Source organism: Massilia sp. ST3, assembly GCF_018119405.1.
GTDB lineage: Bacteria > Pseudomonadota > Gammaproteobacteria > Burkholderiales > Burkholderiaceae_D > Telluria.
In genome coordinates this window covers 12225-30960 of sequence record NZ_JAGPWC010000061.1, presented here as the reverse complement: position 1 = coordinate 30960, position 18736 = coordinate 12225, and the positions used below count along the sequence as shown (strand labels likewise).

Annotated in this window: 12 protein-coding genes; 6 read left to right on the top strand and 6 right to left on the bottom strand. The window is 66.1% G+C overall.

Features of this window, described 5'->3' with window-relative positions; all coding sequences use genetic code 11:
• Nucleotides 1–80: 80 nt before the first annotated feature.
• A complete protein-coding gene (locus KBW98_RS18335) occupies nucleotides 81–458 on the bottom strand; it encodes an SPW repeat protein (protein ID WP_211521603.1) in 378 nt (125 codons plus the stop codon).
• A 96-nt stretch (nucleotides 459–554) separates the two neighbouring features.
• Nucleotides 555–4322 (bottom strand): methionine synthase, encoded by a 3768-nt coding sequence (gene metH / locus KBW98_RS18330; RefSeq protein ID WP_211521602.1) that lies wholly within the window; start codon nucleotides 4320–4322, stop codon nucleotides 555–557.
• Nucleotides 4323–4575: 253 nt separating this feature from the next.
• Between metH and KBW98_RS18325 the strand changes: the two genes are divergently transcribed.
• Nucleotides 4576–4803 (top strand): BrnA antitoxin family protein, encoded by a 228-nt coding sequence (locus KBW98_RS18325; RefSeq protein WP_211521601.1) that lies wholly within the window; start codon nucleotides 4576–4578, stop codon nucleotides 4801–4803.
• Between the two features lie 350 nt (nucleotides 4804–5153).
• On the opposite strand, the gene fmt is transcribed toward KBW98_RS18325, so the two are convergent.
• Nucleotides 5154–6101 carry a methionyl-tRNA formyltransferase gene (gene fmt, locus KBW98_RS18320; protein ID WP_211521600.1) on the bottom strand — a complete coding sequence of 316 codons (948 nt, stop codon included), beginning with the start codon at nucleotides 6099–6101 and terminating at the stop codon, nucleotides 5154–5156.
• Nucleotides 6101–6643 (bottom strand): peptide deformylase, encoded by a 543-nt coding sequence (gene def / locus KBW98_RS18315; protein WP_211521599.1) that lies wholly within the window; start codon nucleotides 6641–6643, stop codon nucleotides 6101–6103. Before def ends, fmt begins: the two co-directional genes overlap by 1 nt.
• Nucleotides 6644–6888: 245 nt before the next feature.
• Between def and KBW98_RS18310 the strand changes: the two genes are divergently transcribed.
• The 5 genes from KBW98_RS18310 to KBW98_RS18290 all read left to right on the top strand — a co-directional run bounded on the left by KBW98_RS18310 (nucleotide 6889) and on the right by KBW98_RS18290 (nucleotide 14657).
• Entirely contained in the window at nucleotides 6889–7995 is a 1107-nt protein-coding gene (locus tag KBW98_RS18310; protein WP_211521598.1) for a LysM peptidoglycan-binding domain-containing protein, read from the top strand.
• A gap of 7 nt (nucleotides 7996–8002) precedes the next feature.
• The gene (gene dprA, locus KBW98_RS18305; RefSeq protein WP_211521597.1) at nucleotides 8003–9118 is read left to right on the top strand and encodes a DNA-processing protein DprA; all 1116 of its coding nucleotides are present in this window, start codon (nucleotides 8003–8005) and stop codon (nucleotides 9116–9118) included.
• A gap of 268 nt (nucleotides 9119–9386) precedes the next feature.
• Complete coding sequence (locus tag KBW98_RS18300; protein ID WP_211521596.1) at nucleotides 9387–9845, top strand: DUF494 family protein; 459 nt, start codon at nucleotides 9387–9389, stop codon at nucleotides 9843–9845.
• A gap of 271 nt (nucleotides 9846–10116) precedes the next feature.
• On the top strand, nucleotides 10117–12759 hold the full coding sequence (locus KBW98_RS18295; RefSeq protein ID WP_211521595.1) for a DNA topoisomerase III: 2643 nt from the start codon (nucleotides 10117–10119) through the stop codon (nucleotides 12757–12759).
• A gap of 272 nt (nucleotides 12760–13031) precedes the next feature.
• A complete protein-coding gene (locus tag KBW98_RS18290) occupies nucleotides 13032–14657 on the top strand; it encodes a methyl-accepting chemotaxis protein (RefSeq protein WP_211521594.1) in 1626 nt (541 codons plus the stop codon).
• A gap of 237 nt (nucleotides 14658–14894) precedes the next feature.
• On the opposite strand, the gene KBW98_RS18285 is transcribed toward KBW98_RS18290, so the two are convergent.
• Nucleotides 14895–15101 (bottom strand): addiction module protein, encoded by a 207-nt coding sequence (locus KBW98_RS18285; RefSeq protein WP_211521593.1) that lies wholly within the window; start codon nucleotides 15099–15101, stop codon nucleotides 14895–14897.
• A 43-nt stretch (nucleotides 15102–15144) separates the two neighbouring features.
• Entirely contained in the window at nucleotides 15145–18735 is a 3591-nt protein-coding gene (locus tag KBW98_RS18280) for a M1 family aminopeptidase (RefSeq protein ID WP_373888967.1), read from the bottom strand.
• Nucleotide 18736 lies beyond the last annotated feature (1 nt).

Genomic DNA, 18736 nt, shown 5'->3' with positions numbered 1-18736 from the left:
GTTTTTTTGGGGGGGGGGGGGGGGGCGGCGGGGGGGCGCCCCCCCCCCCCCCCCCCCCTACGGGTAATTAGCCAGCTGTCCTACCCGGTCGCCCCGGAATTCGTCCACTGGCTGTGCAGCTCCGGATCGCTGCGCAGCTCCCACACCCCCAGCACCACCGTCGCCATGCCCGAGACCAGCAGGCTGGCCGTCATCGCGCGGTCGGGAATGGCGCCGACCAGCCAGGGCGACACCGTCACCCAGATGCCGGCCACGACATTCAGCAGCACCGCCCACACATAGGTCTTGTACAGGTCGAAGGCCGCCAGCACGGCCATGATGATGCCCGCGATGGTGGCGTTGACCGCCGGCGGGGAAGAAATGGGGTAGTTGAACACCCACGGTGAGATGACCAGCCAGACGCCGATCAGGAGGATCACCTGATCCTGCCAGCGCTTCGCGGAATAATGCAATGTCATGTCGCTCTCCTTGCTGTCCTGGACAATGACGGATACACACAGGCTTAGAAAAGAAAAACGCCGCGAAGTTCGCGGCGTTCACAGGCGGGAAAGCGCTTAGAGGTTCGGCGCCAGGTGGCGTTCGAGCTCGGCCTTGTCCATGCCGCGGCGGCGCGCCATGTCCTCGACCTGGTCGTCGCCGATCTTGCCGACCACGAAGTACTTCGACTCCGGATGGGCGAAGTAGAAGCCGGACACAGCCGCGCCCGGATACATGGCGAAGGACTCGGTCAGCTGCATGCCGATCTCGTCCGCCTGCAAGGTAGCAAACACATCCGCCTTGACCGTGTGCTCCGGGCAGGCCGGGTAGCCCGGCGCCGGACGGATGCCGCGGTATTCCTCGGCGATCAGGGCCTCGTTGCCGAGGTCCTCGCCGGCCGCATAGCCCCACAGGTCGGTGCGCACGCGCTGGTGCAGGTATTCGGCGAAGGCCTCGGCCAGGCGGTCGGCCAGGGCCTTGAGCATGATCGACGAATAATCGTCGTGCGCCGCCTCGAAGCGCTGCTCGTGCTTCTCGATGCCCAGGCCGGCGGTCACGGCGAACATGCCGATGTAGTCCGCCACGCCGGATTCCTTCGGCGCGATGAAGTCGGCCAGGCACTGGTTGGGACGCTGCACGCCGTCCACCACGGGCTTGACGCCCTGCTGGCGCAGGCCGTAGTAGGTGAAGGCGACTTCGCTGCGCGACTCGTCCGTGTAGATCTCGATGTCGTCGTGGTTGACGCTGTTGGCCGGCAGCAGGGCGATCGCCCCGTTGGCGGTCAGCCAGCGACCTTCGATGATCTTCTTCAGCATCGCCTGGCCTTCTTCGTACACCTTGGAGGCGGCTTCGCCCACCACCTCGTCCGTCAGGATGGCGGGGAAGGGGCCGGCCAGGTCCCAGGTCTGGAAGAAGGGACCCCAGTCGATGTAGCGGGCGATCAAGCCCAGGTCGACGTTCTTGAACACGCGCCGTCCGATGAACTTCGGCTTGACGGGCTGGAAGGCCAGGCGCGCCCGGTTGGCGCGCGCCTGTTCGATCGACAGCAGCGGCATGGCCTTCTTGCCGGCGTGCTGGACGCGGATGCGCTCGTAGTCCTGGGCCAGTTCGATCACGTAGGCGTCGCGCGTGTCCTCGGTGACCAGGGCCTGGCCGACCGAGACCGAGCGCGAAGCGTCCGGCACATAGACCACCGGGCCCTCGTAGTGGGGCGCGATCTTGACCGCGGTGTGGGCGCGGCTGGTGGTGGCGCCGCCGATCAGGAGCGGGGTCTTGCGTTCGCGGAACCAGGGGTCGCGCTGCATCTCGCGCGCCACGTGGGCCATCTCTTCGAGCGAAGGCGTGATCAGGCCCGACAGGCCGACGATGTCGGCGTTCTCTTCCTTGGCCTTGGCCAGGATGTCGGAGGCCGGGACCATGACGCCCATGTTCACGATCTCGAAGTTATTGCACTGCAGGACCACCGAGACGATGTTCTTGCCGATGTCGTGGACGTCGCCCTTGACGGTGGCGATCACCATCTTGCCCTTCGGCTTGGCGACAATGCCGGTGCGGCGCTCTTCCTCGGCCTTTTCTTCCTCGATGAAGGGCACCAGGTGGGCCACCGCCTGCTTCATCACGCGCGCCGACTTGACCACCTGGGGCAGGAACATCTTGCCCTGGCCGAACAGGTCGCCGACGATGTTCATGCCGTCCATCAGCGGGCCTTCGATCACGTGGATCGGGCGGCCCTTGGCGGCCAGGACCTGCTGGCGCATCTCTTCGGTGTCCTCGACGATCCACTGCGTGATGCCGTGCACCAGCGCGTGCGCCAGGCGTTTCTCGACCGGGGCATTGCGCCACTCGAGGTTTTGTTCCTGCTTGGCGCCGCCCGCCTTCAGGGTGCCGGCGAATTCGATCATGCGCTCGGTGGCGTCCGGGCGGCGGTTCAGGACCACGTCCTCGACGCGCTCGCGCAGCTCGGGCGACAGGTCGTCGTAGACGCCGACCATGCCGGCGTTGACGATGCCCATGGTGAGCCCGGCCTTGATCGCATGGTAGAGGAAGACGGTGTGGATCGCCTCGCGCGCCGGGTCGTTGCCGCGGAAGCTGAACGAGACGTTCGACACCCCCCCCGACACCTTGGCGTGCGGCAGGTTGGCGCGGATCCAGGCGGTGGCTTCGATGAAGTCGACCGCGTAGTTGTTGTGCTCCTCGATGCCGGTGGCGATCGCGAAGATGTTCGGGTCGAAGATGATGTCTTCCGGCGGGAAGCCGACCTTCTCGACCAGCACCTGGTAGGCGCGGCCGCAGATCTCGGTCTTGCGCGCGAAGGTGTCGGCCTGGCCCTGCTCGTCGAAGGCCATCACGATGACGGCGGCGCCGTAGCGGCGGCAAAGAACCGCCTGGCGGATGAATTCCTCCTCGCCTTCCTTCATCGAGATCGAGTTGACGATGGCCTTGCCCTGCACGCACTTCAGGCCCGCCTCGATCACCGACCACTTCGAGGAGTCGATCATCACCGGCACGCGCGAGATGTCGGGTTCGGAGGCGATCAGGTTCAGGAAGCGGGTCATGGCCGCCTGCGAATCGAGCATCGCCTCGTCCATGTTGATGTCGATGACCTGGGCGCCGTTCTCGACCTGCTGGCGCGCGACCGACAGCGCCTCGTCGAACTGCTCGTTCAGGATCATGCGGGCGAAGGCCTTGGAGCCGGTGACGTTGGTGCGCTCGCCCACGTTGACGAAGAGCGAGCTCTCGTCGATGGTGAAGGGCTCCAGGCCCGACAGGCGCATGGCCACCGGGATCTGCGGCACCTGGCGCGGGGGATGGCCTTCAAGCATTTGCGCAATCGCCGCGATGTGCTCGGGGGTGGTGCCGCAGCAGCCGCCCGCGATGTTGACGAAGCCGGCGTCGGCGAACTCGCGCAGCAGGGCCGAAGTATCGGCGGGCAGTTCGTCGAAGCCGGTGTCGCTCATCGGGTTGGGCAGGCCGGCGTTCGGATAGATGCACACGAAGGTGTCGGCGATCTGCGCCAATTCCTCGGCATACGGCCGCATCAGGGCCGCGCCCAGGGCGCAGTTCAGGCCGATGGTCAGCGGCTTGGCGTGGCGCACCGAGTTCCAGAAGGCGGCCACGGTCTGGCCCGAGAGGATGCGGCCCGAGGCGTCGGTGACGGTGCCCGAGATCATCAGCGGCAGGCGTGGGGTTTCCGGGTGCTCGTCGAAATACTGGTCGATCGCGAACAGGGCGGCCTTGCAATTCAGGGTGTCGAAGATGGTCTCGACCAGCAGCAGGTCGGCGCCGCCGTCGACCAGGCCGCGCACCTGCTCGTGGTAGCTGGCGACCAGCTGGTCGAAGCTGATGTTGCGCGCGGCCGGGTCGTTCACGTCGGGCGAGATCGAGGCGGTCTTCGGGGTCGGGCCCAGGGCGCCGGCCACGAAGCGCGGCTTGTCCGGCGTGCTGTACTTGGCGCAGGCGGCGCGTGCCAGCTTGGCGGCCTCGACGTTCATCTCGTAGGCCAGGTGGGCCATGTGGTAATCCTCCTGCGCCACGCCGGTGGCGCCGAAGGTGTTGGTCTCGACCAGGTCGGCGCCCGCCGCCAGGTAGCGCTCGTGGATCTCCTGGATCACCTGCGGCTGGGTGAGGGTGAGTAGCTCGTTGTTGCCCTTGACGAAGAGCTCGCGCTGGCCGCTGCCGGCCGGGGCGGCGAAGTCGGCGAACCGTGCGCCGCGGTAGGCGGCTTCGTCCAGCTTGTACTGCTGGATGATGGTGCCCATCGCGCCGTCCAGGATCATGATGCGGCGCGACAAAATCTCGCGCAGTTGCTTGTCGATCGGGGAAATGGCGGGCGATTGGGCGTTCATGGCGGGAGTCTCTTTGCGAATACGGCTTGACAAATCGGATACTGCTGGGCGGTCTGTCATTATACGTCATGCGTGCGAGACGGTTTTGTGGCGCCCCGGCAATGAATCCGTGTATGTATCGTTTTGTATGTAAATCGCGAACTGTTACAAGACGTTACAAAAACCGGCTCATCAGCAATCTTTACGATACATACCGGGACGACAATCAGTTTCCGCCGCCACGAGCGGCGTACGTGTTAACTGGGAAAATCGCATGAACAAAGAATACGAACCTGATTGGGATCAGCCGCTCCGCCACCAGGAGCCGGCGGTATCGTCCAAGCCACAAGCTGCCAGCGGCGTGAAGCAGATCGTCACCATCCGCCTGGATGTGGACATGCTGGAATGGTTCAAGGAAGCCGGCCCGGGTTACCAGACCCGCATCAACCAGGTGCTGCGCGAGCACATGGAGGCGCAGCGCGCCCGCGCTTCGCAGGAGTAAACAGCCGCGGATCGTAGGGTTGGCCGGGGCGCGCAGCCGGCTTCGCCGCCGACGCGTGATGTTGGCGCCCGTAATCCTCCACACGGGCCGGCGGACGCGGACCGGACGCGTTGGCGGCGGAGCCGCCAACCCTACGATTCTGATGAGTTGACGGATAAGCGTCATGTAGGGTGGACGGGGTGATTCAAGCCAGTGGATTGAATCACAAACGTCCACGCGTTCAACTAAAAATGGCGCGGCCACTCTGCTGCTGGTTGAACGCGTGGACGGCAAAGCCGTCCACCCTACAGCGAGCTTTGCAGCATAAAAAAAGGCAGCCGCAAGGCTGCCTTTGTCATTTGCAAGTCCGCTCAGCCGAACCGCAGTCCCGCCAGCGGAAAACCCTTCAGGAACTCCGCCGCCGCCAGCCGCTTGCCGCCGGGTTTTTGCAGCTCGTTCAGGCGCAGCGCGCCTTCGCCGCAGGCCACGACGATGCCTTGCGCATCGGCCGCCAGCACCTGGCCCGGTTCGCCCTGGCCGGCGACCGGCTCGGCTTGCCAGATCTTGACCGTCACGCCGTCCACCAGTCCCTGCGCGCCCGGGAAGGGATTGAAGGCGCGCACCTTGCGCGCCAGCACCGCGGCCGGCAGGGCGAAATCGAGCTTCGCTTCGTCCTTGCTGATCTTGGCGGCGTAGGTCACGCCTTCCTCCGGCTGCGGCACCGCTTCCAGCCGGCCCGCCTCCATCTGGCGCAGCGCGTCCACGATCATGCGGCCGCCCAGCGCGGCCAGCTTGTCGTGCAGGCTGCCGGTGCTGTCGGTGTCCTCGATGGCCACGCGCTCGATCAGCATCATCGGGCCCGTGTCCAGGCCTTCTTCCATCTGCATGATGGTCACGCCGGTCTCGGCGTCGCCCGCCTCGATCGCGCGGTGGATCGGCGCGGCGCCGCGCCAGCGCGGCAGCAGGGAACCGTGGATGTTGATGCAGGGCTTGATGTCGAGGGTGCTGCGCGGCAGGATCAGGCCATAGGCGGCCACCACCATCACGTCGTAGTCGAGCGCCTGCAGGCGCGCGTGGGCGGCGCGCGCTTCCTCGGCGCGCTGCGGATCCTTGCTATCCATGCGCAGCGACAGCGGCTGCAGCACTTCCATGCCGTGCGCGAGCGCGTACTGCTTGACGCTGGAGGCCTGCAGCTGCATGCCGCGTCCGGCCGGACGGTCGGGCTGGGTCAGCACCAGGGGGATCTCGAAGCCGGCCTCGTGCAGGGCACGCAGGGCGACGGCGGCGAACTCGGGCGTGCCGGCGAAGACGAGCTTCATCAACGGCGGCCGCCGGCGCGCTGCGCGGCGTCGCGTTCCATGCCGCGTTCTTCCTTCTGCAGCTTGGCCTTGATGCGGTTGCGCTTGAGCGGCGACAGGTATTCCACGAACACCTTGCCCATCAGGTGGTCCATCTCGTGCTGGATGCACACGGCCAGCAGGCCGTCGGCCTCGATCTCGAACTCCTTGCCGTCGGCGTCGAAGGCGCGCACCTTGACGCGGGCGGGGCGCTCGACGCCGTCATAGATGCCCGGCACCGACAGGCAGCCTTCGTCGTACACCTGCTTCTCTTCGCTAGCCCAGACGATTTCCGGGTTGACGAAGACCAGCAGCTGGCTCTGGTCTTCGGTGACGTCGATGGTGACCACGCGCTCGTGCACGTCGACCTGGGTCGCCGCCAGACCGACGCCAGGTGCGTCATACATGGTCTCGGCCATGTCGGCGACCAGCTTGCGCAGGCGCTCGGTGCCGAATTCGGTCACCGGCTTGGCCACCTTGTGCAGGCGTGGGTCGGGGTAGCGGAGGATCTTCAGTAAGGCCATATCAATCAGGTAATAAAGTGGACTCGGTATGCCGGCACAGGCAGAAACGCAACACACGAAGCGCCTGGCAGGACGCGGTTTGTCTTGCTAGTTCAGGGATTTGTGTGCAGAATTTGATTCACTACGGCAACCTTTTGAGGAAACCGGGAACGGACGCATCTGTCCTGTTTCTCGTGCCGTGACTGGGCGGGGTCAACCCGGACAGCCGGCGGTGGTCTCAACGCTCCATTTTACGGACGTCTTCGATGAAAAATTTTAGCACAGTCGTGACCCGCGCTGCTGCGGCGGCGCTCGTCGCATGTGCCACGGCCGGCGCGGCCCTGGCCTCGTCCACGGCGCCGGCCGGCTGCACCTTCCGCCCGAACGCGCCCGACCAGCACGTCGTGGTCAAGGGCGATACCTTGTGGGATATTTCCGGCCACTTCCTGCAGAACCCCTGGTGCTGGCCCCAGGTATGGGGCATGAACCGCGAGGAAATCCGCAATCCGCACTGGATCTACCCGGGCCAGGTCATCTATTTCGACCGCACGCGCGGCCGCCTGTCCCTGAGCCCGCCCGGCGGCGACGGACGCGGCGAGCCTCCCGTCACCCGCCTGTCGCCCCAGCTGCGCACCGAATCGCTCGAGCGCGACGCGATCCAGGCGATTCCGGCCGGCGCCATCGAACCCTACCTGACCCAGCCGCTCGTGGTCGAGGCCAGCGAGCTCGCCAATGCGCCGCGCATCGTCGCGTCCCAGGAAGGCCGTGTCTACCTGGGCCAGGGCGACAAGGTCTACGTGAAGGGCGCGCTGCATGGCGGCAGCAGCTTCCAGGTGTTCCGTCCGGGCACCGTGCTGAAGGATCCGCAGACCGGGAAGGCCATGGCCCATGAAGCCGCTTATCTCGGCACGGTGACCCTGGTCAGCGAAGCCAGGCCGGGCGTCGACGCCCACACCTTCCGCGTCACCGACACGGTCCAGGAAATGGGCGTGGGCGACCTCCTGGTGCCGGCGCCGCCGGCCCCGGTGCGCAACTACATGCCGCATGCGCCCGCGCAAGCCGTGGATGCGCGCGTCATGTCGATCTACGCCGGCGTGAGCTATGCGGGACAGAGCCAGGTCGTGACTGTCAACCGGGGTTCGCTTGACGGACTCGATGTCGGCTCCGTACTGCAGCTTTATCATCTCGGGAAGACGGTGCCGGACCCGGCAAGCAAGGGTTTCTTCGGAGTCGGCAAGTCGCAGATCAAGCTGCCCGACGAGCAATACGGCAGCCTGTTCATCTTCCGTGTGTTCAAGAACGTCTCGTACGGCTTGATCATGCAAGTGACGGAGCCGGTGCAAGTCGGCGACGTGGCCAAATCACCGGAGTAACACCGCCGTGCAGGACACGGACCCCGACACCGCCGCCAGCTTCGCCGCCATCGCCGACTGGATACGCCTGGAACAGGCCGGCGGGGTAGGAAGCCGCACTGCCAGGCAATTGCTGGAGCAACTCGGTTCTCCGGCAGCCATCTTCCAGGCCGGCGCGCGCGCGCTGGCCGAGTTCGCCACACCCGCCCAGGTGCGCGCCCTGTGCGCACCGCCATCGCCCGAGCTGGCCCAGCTGCTCGATACAACCCGGGCCTGGCTGCGGCAGCCCTCTCACCACATCCTCACTCTCCACGATCCTGCCTACCCGGCCTTGCTGGCGGCGATTCCCGACCCGCCGTTGCTGCTCTATATAAAAGGGCGCATCGACCTGCTGGCGCGTCCGCTGGTGGCCGTGGTCGGCAGCCGCAACGCCAGCATGCAGGGCAAGGCCCATGCCGAAGGCTTTGCGCGGGCGCTGTCCGAAGCCGGCTTGACCGTCGTGTCCGGCATGGCGCTGGGTGTGGACACGGCCGCGCACGAAGGCGCGCTGGCTGGAGCCGGCTCGACCATCGCCGTGATCGGCACCGGCATCGACCGCGTCTATCCGGCTCGCAACCGCGCGCTGGCGCACCGCATCGCGCAGGACGGCTGCATCGTCAGCGAGTATGCGCTGGACACGCCGCCCGTGGCCGCCAACTTCCCGCGCCGCAACCGCATCATCAGCGGCCTGGCGGCTGGCGTGCTGGTGGTGGAGGCGGCGGCCGAGTCCGGTTCGCTGATCACGGCCCAGCTGGCGGCCGAGCAGGGCAGGGAAGTGTTCGCCATTCCCGGCTCGATCCACTCGGCCCTGGCCAAGGGCTGCCACCAGCTGATCCGCGAAGGCGCGCAGCTGGTCGAGACGGTGAACGAGGTGCTGGCGGCGCTACGCGTGTCGCCGCTGGCGATGCCGGCTGCCGCCGCCGAACCCGAGGCCGTGGACGACATCGTGCTGTCCGCGCTGGGACATGATCCCGTTTGCATCGATGCCTTGCTCGAGCGGGTGGGCTGCGATGCGGGCATGCTGGGCGGGCGCCTGCTGGCGCTCGAGCTGGCGGGGCTGGTCGAGCAGCTGCCGGGCGGGCGCGTGCAGCGGGTGTATCGCTGAGGCATTCTCGCACCGGCGGGTGGGCGGATTTCCCGCCCACCCGAGGTGCGAGAATGCGGTGTTGACGATGCCCGAAACATACCGATGAGTTGCAAAGATCTATCCTTTGCCAGAGGGTGTTTGCGAAATGTATGCTCTTGTTTTCATTGGGAATCGAGTAAGCTGATTGATCGGATAAGGCCGCGAAACAACGTTTTTTTTGACGTGGGTCCTGCTCCGCGCGCGACACTTGTGCCGCGAGGAGCTTAGCTGCTACAGTAGCGTCACTATGTTCGACATCCTGGTCTACCTCTACGAGACGTACTATCGTCCCGACGCCTGCCCCGAGCCGGCGGCCCTGGCTCGCAAGCTGTCCGCCGTCGGTTTCGACGACATCGAAATCTCGGAGGCGCTCGACTGGCTGACCGGCCTGACCGAGATGGCGGTCACCGAGCAGATCGATGCTTCCACCGGCACCCGTTACTACGTGGACGAGGAATACATCGAGCTGGGCAGCCCCGCGATCGGCTTCATCCAGTTCCTGGAAAGCGCCGGCGTGCTGACTCCCGTGCAGCGTGAAATCGTCATCGAGCGCGCGCTCGCGGTCGACGAATCGCCCGTCACCCTGGGCAAGCTCAAGATCATCGTGCTGATGGTCATGTGGAGCCAGGGCAAGGAGCCCGACGCCCTCATGTTCGACGACTTGTTCGGCGACGACGACGAGCAGGCGCCGCGCCTGCTGCACTGATACAGCGCAAACCGCACACCACACCAAAACGGGGCCCAGCGCCCCGTTTTTCATTGGCGCCGCCGTTTCTTCGGGCAGCCGCCGCGGCGTTTTCGCGCCTGCTCCGCTTCAAGGCGTACTTGCGGGGACGGCGAGAACCCGCTTATCATTGGCCGCTCAAAACAGACTGTTACCATTCAGACACTACGGCAAAACGCTGCCGTCGGGCGTGAAGCATGTATGATGCGCAAGCCCAGCCACACACTATATAAATAGTACGACGAGAAACACTATGACCAAATCCCTCATCATCGCGGAGAAGCCCTCGGTCGCGAACGACATCGCGAAGACACTGGGCGGCTTCACCAAGCACGATGAGTACTTCGAATCCGACGAATACATTCTCTCGTCCGCCGTCGGCCACCTGCTCGAGATCACGGTGCCCGAAGAATACGACGTCAAGCGCGGCAAGTGGAGCTTCCAGCACCTGCCCGTGATTCCTCCGTACTTCGCGCTGAACCCGATCGCCAAGACCGAGTCGCGTCTCAAGGTGCTCAACAAGCTGATCAAGCGCAAGGATGTCACCACCCTGATCAACGCATGCGACGCGGGACGCGAAGGAGAACTGATCTTCCGCCTGATCGCCCAGAATGCGAAGGCCAAGCAGCCGGTCAAGCGCCTGTGGCTGCAGTCGATGACGGCCAATGCGATCCGCGAGGGCTTCGCCCACCTGCGCAGCGACGACGAGATGCTGCCGCTGGCCGATGCCGCGCGCTGCCGTTCCGAAGCCGACTGGCTGATCGGCATCAACGGCACCCGCGCCATGACCGCCTTCAACTCGAAGGAGGGCGGCTTCTACCTGACCACCGTGGGCCGCGTGCAGACGCCGACCCTGTCGATCGTGGTCGAGCGCGAAGAGAAGATCAAGAAGTTCGTGCCGCGCGACTACTGGGAAGTGCGGGCCGAGTTCGTGTGCGCCGCCGGCGTCTACGAAGGCCGCTGGCTCGACCAGGCCTTCAAGAAGGACGAGAACGACCCCGAGAAGCGCGCCGAACGCCTGTGGAGCAAGGCCGCGGCCGACTCCATCGTCGCCGCCTGCCGCGGCAAGCAGGGCGTGGTCACCGAGGAATCGAAGCCGACCACCTCGATGGCGCCGGCCCTGTTCGACCTGACCTCGCTGCAGCGCGAGGCCAACGGCCGCTTCGGCTTCTCGGCCAAGAACACCCTGGGCCTGGCCCAGGCGCTGTACGAGAAGCACAAGGTCCTGACCTACCCGCGTACCGATTCGCGCCACCTGCCGGAAGATTACGTCGGCACGGTCAAGAGCACGATGGAAGCGCTGAACGAGACCAACAACTACCAGCAGTTCTCGAAGCAGGTGCTAAAGAACGGCTGGGTCAAGCCGAACAAGCGCATCTTCGACAACACCAAGATCTCGGACCACTTCGCGATCATCCCGACCGGCGTCATCCCGAAGAACCTGAGCGAGCCGGAACAGAAGCTCTACGACCTGGTCACGCGCCGTTTCCTGGCCGTGTTCTTCCCGGCCGCCGAGTTCCTGGTCACCACCCGCTTCACCGAAGTCTCGGGCCACCAGTTCAAGACCGAGGGCAAGGTAATGACCAACCCCGGCTGGCTGGCCGTGTACGGCAAGGACACCACCGGCGACGACAAGGACGGCGCCACCCTGGTGCCGGTGGCCAAGGGAGAGAAGGTGCTGGCCGACAAGCTGAGCGCCAACGGACTGGTCACCAAGCCGCCCGCGCGCTACACCGAAGCGACCCTGCTGTCGGCAATGGAAGGCGCGGGCAAGCTGGTCGACTCGGACGAGCTGCGCGACGCCATGGCCGGCAAGGGCCTGGGCACGCCGGCCACGCGCGCGGCGATCATCGAGGGCCTGCTGACCGAGAAATACCTGATTCGCGAAGGCCGTGAGCTGATGCCGACCGCGAAGGCTTCGCAGCTGATGACCTTGCTGCGCGGCCTGGGCGTGAACGAACTCACCGCGCCCGAGCTCACCGGAGAGTGGGAATACAAGCTCGCCCAGATGGAGAAGGGCAAGATCTCGCGCGAGGAATTCATGCGCGAGATCGCGCAGATGACCCAGATCATCGTCAAGCGCGCCAAGGAATACGACAACGACACGATCCCGGGCGAGTACGCGACCCTGCAGACGCCGTGCCCGAACTGCGCCGGCGTGGTCAAGGAAAACTACCGCCGCTTCGCCTGCACCAAGTGCGACTTCTCGATGTCGAAGACGCCGGGCAGCCGCCAGTTCGAGATCGAGGAAGTCGAGGAACTCCTGAAGAACCGCACCATCGGTCCGCTGCAGGGCTTCCGCTCCAAGATGGGCCGTCCGTTCGCGGCCATCCTGCGCATCGTGCGCGACGAGGACATCAAGAACTTCAAGCTGGAGTTCGACTTCGGCCAGGACCAGGACGAAGGCGAGGACGGCGAAGGCGTGGACTTCAGCGGCCAGACCCCGGTCGGCCCTTGCCCGAAGTGCCAGGGCGGCGTGTACGAGATGCCCCTGGCCTATGTGTGCGAACACAGCGTGGCCAAGCCCAAGACCTGCGACTTCCGCAGCGGCCGCATCATCCTGCAGCAGGAGATCCTGCCTGAGCAGATGGGCAAGCTGCTGAACGAGGGCAAGACCGATCTGCTGCCGGGCTTCGTGTCGCAGCGCACCCGCCGCGCGTTCAAGGCTTTCCTGGTGCGCGCCAAGGACGGCAAGATCAGCTTCGAGTTCGAGGAGCGCAAGGCCAAGCCGGGCGCCAAGGGCAAGGCGGCTGCCGAGGGCGCCGAGGGTGCGGAAGGCGCGGCGGAGGCCGTGAAGCCTGCACGCAAGGCGGCGGCGAAGGCGCCGGCCAAGACGGCTGCCAAGAAAGCGCCGGCCAAGAAGGCGCCGGCGAAGAAGGCGGCAACGAAGAAATAATCGGGGTAGTTTGCCGCTATCGAAAAACGCGAGCTTTGGCTCGCGTTTTTTTTCGTGCATTCACTATGCATGGGAATTGGGTTCCGGCGAAGGCCGGAACCTAAGTTCCCATGCGTTGCCACTACAACACTTCATTGCCAGTTCAATATTTTTCTTCCCTGTAACCAATGTTCAAGTAATAATCATCTGGTACCCGGCGTCATGGCTGAAGGTACAGGGGCTCACGGAGACGAGCCATCCTCCCAACTACACGAACAGTTCCAAAACTGCACATGAAGCTATCCGATCTCAAAATCGCCACCCGGATCTACCTGGGTTTCGGCGCCCTGGCCGGCCTGACCGTCCTCGTCGTGGCCGTCTCGTACGCCAATTTCGCCCGTCTCGGCACGGCCAACGAGCTGAACATGCACACCTACGAGGTGCAGGCCGAAGTCGACGGCGTGCTCGAAGCGCTGGTCAATATCGAAACCGGCCAGCGCGGCTATGCCCTGACCGGTGACGACGCCTCGCTCCAGCCCTACCAGAACGGCAAGCAATCCTTCCGCCAGCACCTCGACAAGGCGCTGCAGCTGACCGCCGACAATCCCGCCCAGCAGGAGCGCCTCAAGCGCCTGGCGCAGCACCAGGCGGACTGGCTGGCCCAGGCCATCGACCCGGTGATCGCGCTGCGCCGCGCGACCGTCGACGACAACGTCAGCGAGGTGGTGCGCTTCGTCCAGCAGGGCAAGGGCAAGGCCGGCATGGACGCCATGCGCGGCGTGCTCGGCGACATCGGCAAGGCCGAGACCGCGCTGATGGAAGAGCGCCGCGCGCAGGCGGCCGGGCTGCAGAAGAGCATGGGCCGGATCCTGATCGGCGGCGGCATCCTGGCGGTGCTGATGGCGGCCTTCATGGCCTACCAGCTGATGCGCTCGATCAGCATTCCGCTGCGCCGCGCGGTGAACCTGGCCAAGCAGGTGGCCGAGGGCGACCTGACCGCCGAGGTGCGGGTGCGTTCGAAGGACGAGACGGGCGAGCTGATGGGGGCCCTGAAGGACATGAATGCCTCCCTAGTGGCGATCGTTGCCCAGGTGCGCGGCGGCACCGAGCGCATCGAGACCGCATCGAGCGAAATCTCGGCCGGCAACCAGGACCTGTCCGCGCGCACCGAGCAGCAGGCCGGCTCGCTGGAAGAGACCGCATCCTCGATGGAGGAGCTGACCTCGACCGTCAAGCAGAACGCCGACAACGCGCGCCAGGCCAACCAGCTGGCGGCCAGCGCCGCCGAGACCGCGACCCGCGGCGGCGCGGTGGTGTCGGAAGTGGTGGACACCATGGGCTCGATCAACGAGTCGGCGCGCAAGATCGTGGACATCATCGGCGTCATCGACAGCATCGCCTTCCAGACCAATATCCTGGCGCTGAACGCCGCGGTGGAAGCGGCGCGCGCGGGCGAGCAGGGCCGCGGCTTCGCGGTGGTGGCGGGCGAGGTGCGCAACCTGGCGCAGCGCTCGGCCAACGCGGCCAAGGAAATCAAGGAACTGATCGGCGACTCGGTCTCGCGCGTGGAAGCGGGCTCGCGCCTGGTGGACCAGGCTGGCCGCACCATGGACGAGGTGGTGGCCAGCGTGCGCCGGGTGTCGGACATCATCGGCGAGATCTCGGCGGCGAGCGACGAGCAGCGCTCGGGCATCGAGCAGGTGAACCAGGCGATCGTGCAGATGGACCAGGTGACGCAGCAGAACGCGGCGCTGGTGGAGCAGGCGGCCGCGGCGGCGGAAGCGATGCGCGAGCAGGCCGGCGGACTTTCTCAGCTGGTGGGGACCTTCAAGCTGGCGCGCGGGCAGGAAGCGCTGGCGGCGCCGGTGGTGCGCAAGGCGCTGCCGGGGAAGAAGCGGAGTGTGGCGAAGGCGGCTTGAATGACGCTGGTGGTGCGTTGAGAAACTTGGGTCCCCGCCTTCGCGGGGATGACGTGCTACTGAGAGCATCCAGAAGAGCTTAATCTAAGCGCTAGCTCTAGAACGTCATCCCCGCGCAGGCGGGGACCCAAGTTTGCATGCACACCCCGTACAAAAGAAAAAGGCCCGCACCTGCGAGCCCCCCATGCAAAAACCGCGGTCAAGCCGCGGTTTTTTATTCCCCGCCAGCCGGGGATCTTATTCCTGCCACTCCTGCAGCGCGCGGATGGCCGCCTCGCCGTTGCGGATCGCCTTCACCCGGCGCACCACCTCGTTGCGCCACGCCTCGTCCGCGTCCTCGTCGATACCATCGATATCCTGCACCAACAGGCGCAGCAGCTCGTGCTTTTCCGACGCGCTCAGCGTCTGGATCTTTTCTGCGATCTCGGCAACCACGTTCGACATGATCTTCCTTCCGGAGGTTAGTAAGACGATGATAGCTGGAGAATCAAAGGTTGTCGACAGGAAGCATATTGTCTGTTGGTTTTCTGTCAATCAGCTTGTTGTCCGGATCGATGCCCGCGCGTCCCGGACGCACGTCCACCACCAGGGTGACGGCCTGGTCGGCCTTGTCGACCAGGCGCCGCTCGCGCACCAGCGGGTTGCCGTTGCGGTCGTCGACGCCGAATTCGATGTAGTCGCGCAGCTGCGCCGGCTTCTCGTCGCCCAGTTCGCCCGCGCGCACCTTGCCGGCGTGGGCGCGGATCGTCACCTCGTACTTGCCGTCCGGGCGCTGACGCACCGTGGCGCTGTCGGCGCGGTTCTCGTACAGGGTGATGGTCTCGAACAGGTCGTCGATCAGGTAGGCCTTGTCCCTTGGGGTGACCGCGCGCAGGCCGTCGACCAGGGCGCTCGCGGTCGGGTAGGGCGCGCCGCGGTAGGCGTGCTGCGCCAGCAGCTGGCGCAGCACGCCGTTGACGGTGTCCTCGCCCAGCAGGTCCTGCAGCAGGTAGAGCGCCAGGCTGCCCTTGCGGTAATGGACGTAGTCCTGGTTCTCGTTATGCGCCAGCGGCAGCTCCTTGCGGCGCTCCATGGCGCGGCCCATCAGGTAGGCGTCCAGGTTGTAGCGCAGGAAGCGGCGCATCTTGTGCGGACCGACCGCGCGCTTCATCACCATCAGGGCGGTGTATTCGGACAGGCTCTCCGACAGCACGGTCGCGCCGCGCGTCTCGGCGCCCACCAGCTGGTGGCCCCACCACTGGTGCGCGGTCTCGTGGGCGGCGACGTAGAACGGATAGTCGATGTCCTTGGGCGAGGCGGTGTCCACCTTGGCGATGAAGCCGGCGCTCTCCGAGAACGGGATGGTGCCCGGGAAGGCCTGGGCATAGCTGGCGTAGCGCGGGAACTCGACGATGCGCAGCTCGCGGAACTGGTAGGGGCTGAAGCGCCGCACGCCGTAGTCCAGGCCTGCCTGCGCGCCCTTGATCATGCGATCGACGTTGTACTCGTGGCCCGGATGGTAGAACACGTCGATGGTCACGTCGCGCCAGCGGTCGTGGCGCACCTCGTAGCGCGCCGACTGGAAGGCGACCATGTTGAGGATCGGCTTGTCCATGCGGTAGTGGAAGTAGCGCCGGCCCTTGTCCATCCACTCCTGTTCCAGGGTGCCGGGAGCGATCGCGATCTGGTCCGGGCTGGTGCTGACCACGGCGTCGAAGTTGATCCAGCCGGCGTCGTTGCCGAGCATGTTGTTGGCGCGCGCGGCGGCATCGTCGCGCGCGGCCATGCGTTCGCGCGGCGACAGGCCGTGCCGGCTGCGCTCGCGCTCGTCCTCCAGTTCGACCGAGGGCTGGTAGCCGATGCGCGGCAGCACGGCATTGGTGAAGAAGGTCCCGTTGCCGACCACCGGGGTGTCCTGCATCACGCCCAGCAGGCCGCCGGGCACGTAGTCGACCCGGAATTCGAGCGCCACGCGCGCGCCCGGCGCCAGCGGGGTGGCCAGGCGGTAGTGGTAGAAGCCATGCTCGGCGTCGGCGCGCGCCAGCGTGGCCGGCTGCGAGAACTTGGCCGCCAGCGCCGCGCCGCGCTGCTGGTAGAGGATGATGTCGGCCAGCGGCGCGCCGGTGCGGTTCTCTAGCTGATAAAAACCCTTGATGCTCAAGGCGCGCTGTTCGGGACGGATCGCCACTTCGAGGTTGACGTCGGCGATGCGCGGCTGGGGCAGGGCCTTGAAGCGGTGGTAGCGCTGCTCGTAGCGGGCGCGCGTGGCTTCGAGCTGCCATGGGGTCTGGTAGTCGCCGGCCGCCATCTCGTAGCACAGCAGGATGCCCATCCCGGCGAACAGCGCGAAGCCGGCGCCAAAGCCGCCCAGCACCAGCGGCGACAGGTTGCGGCGCGCCAGGCGCAGGCGCTCGCGCAGGCCGGTGTCGACGCCGCGCGGCCACAGCACGCGCGCCGCCACCAGCAGCATCACGGCGGCGCCGGCCCAGTAGAGCTGGAACAGGTGCTCGCGCAGCAGGTAGTGGCCGAAGCCGTTCATCGCCGAATAGCGGGCTTCCGGGCTGATGCCGTACAGGACCAGCGGATGGTCGACGCCGAGGATGCCCAGGGTGATGACCAGCAGGTAGTAGCCGATCAGGACGAAGTAGGCCAGGTACTTGTGGTTGACGATCACCTGCACCGCGATCGCCAGCACCGCGATCAACACGTATTCCGGCAGCATCACGGTGAACAGGGTGCGCAGGTAAAGGCCCGGCTCCAGCCCGAAATAGCCCTTGAACAGCTGGATCAGCATCCCGGTCAGCATCGCGATCAGGAGCAGGAAGGCCTGCAGGCCGACCAGGGCCAGGGTCTTGGCGGCCAGCGGCAGCCAGCTCGGCACCGGCAGGGCGTCGAGCATCTGGGCGATGCGCTGGTCGCGGTCGCGCCACACCAGTTCGCCCGCATAGAAGACGGTGACCACCAGCACGAACAGCTCGAACACGTCGCGGATCATGTCCAGCACCATGTAGGTCACCGGATAGGTCGAGGTACCGTAGATCGCGCCCAGGTCGAGCGAGCTGGCGACCAGGGCCAGCACGCCGGCCACCGCAAGCGCGGCGAAATAGACGTTCTTGACCGATTCGCGCAGGTTGGTCCAGGTGGTCTTCACCAGCAGCAGGGCCAGGCTGCGGCCGGCGAAATCGGGTGCTTCGCGCGTGTCGATCGCGCTGTGGGCCAGTTCCACCGGCGTCTCGGCCGGGCCGCGCCCGCGGCCGCGCGCATCCACGTCGCCGATCAGGTGCAGGCGCCAGTAGCCGAGCAGCAGCACCACCGCGCCGAGGCCGGCCCAGACCAGGCGGTTGACCAGGTAGACGCCTTCCAGCTCCACCGCGCGCGTGTTGCGCTCGGCGATCGGCCAGTATTCGGTCAGGCGGATCAGGGAGGTGGTGCCGAAGGGATCGATCAGGGCCGCCAGGGTCTTGTAGTCGAGGTCGCGCGCCAGCGAGGGCGCGATCACGTAGCCGATCATCATGACCACGCTGACCACGTAGACCGGCAGCATGCGCCGGGTCAGGGCCGCCAGCACGAAGAAGATGGCGCCGAAGATGAAGATGTTGGGCAGCAGGGTAAACAGGTAGGGCCGGACGAAGGCCGCCAGGCTCGTCGGCCCCAGGCGGTCGGGCGCCACGCCCGGGATGAAGGTGCCGAGCCAGGTACCCAGCACGATGCTCGAGAAGATCACCGCCAGCACCGCGAAGGCGCCCAGGAAGCGGCCGAAGACGTAATGGTATTTGCGGATCGGCGCGCTGAAGAAGAAGTGGTGCATCTGGTGCTCGAAGTCCTGCTGCACCGAGCGGCCCATCACGGCCGCCGTCACCACCACCCCGAAGCAGCCGAGCAGGGCCGCCGTGAGGGCGATCTGGCGCGGGGCGTTGATCATGACCCGGCCGCCGAAGGACACCACGGCGTCGCGGAACACGCCGCCGGCGGCCGCCATCCACAGCATGGCCAGGGCCAGGAAACCGAAGAAATACACCCAGGTGGACAACAGGCGCAGGCGCTGTCCCGCTTCGAAGCGGGCGATGGACAGCAGGGGGCTCACGGCACGGGGATTCACG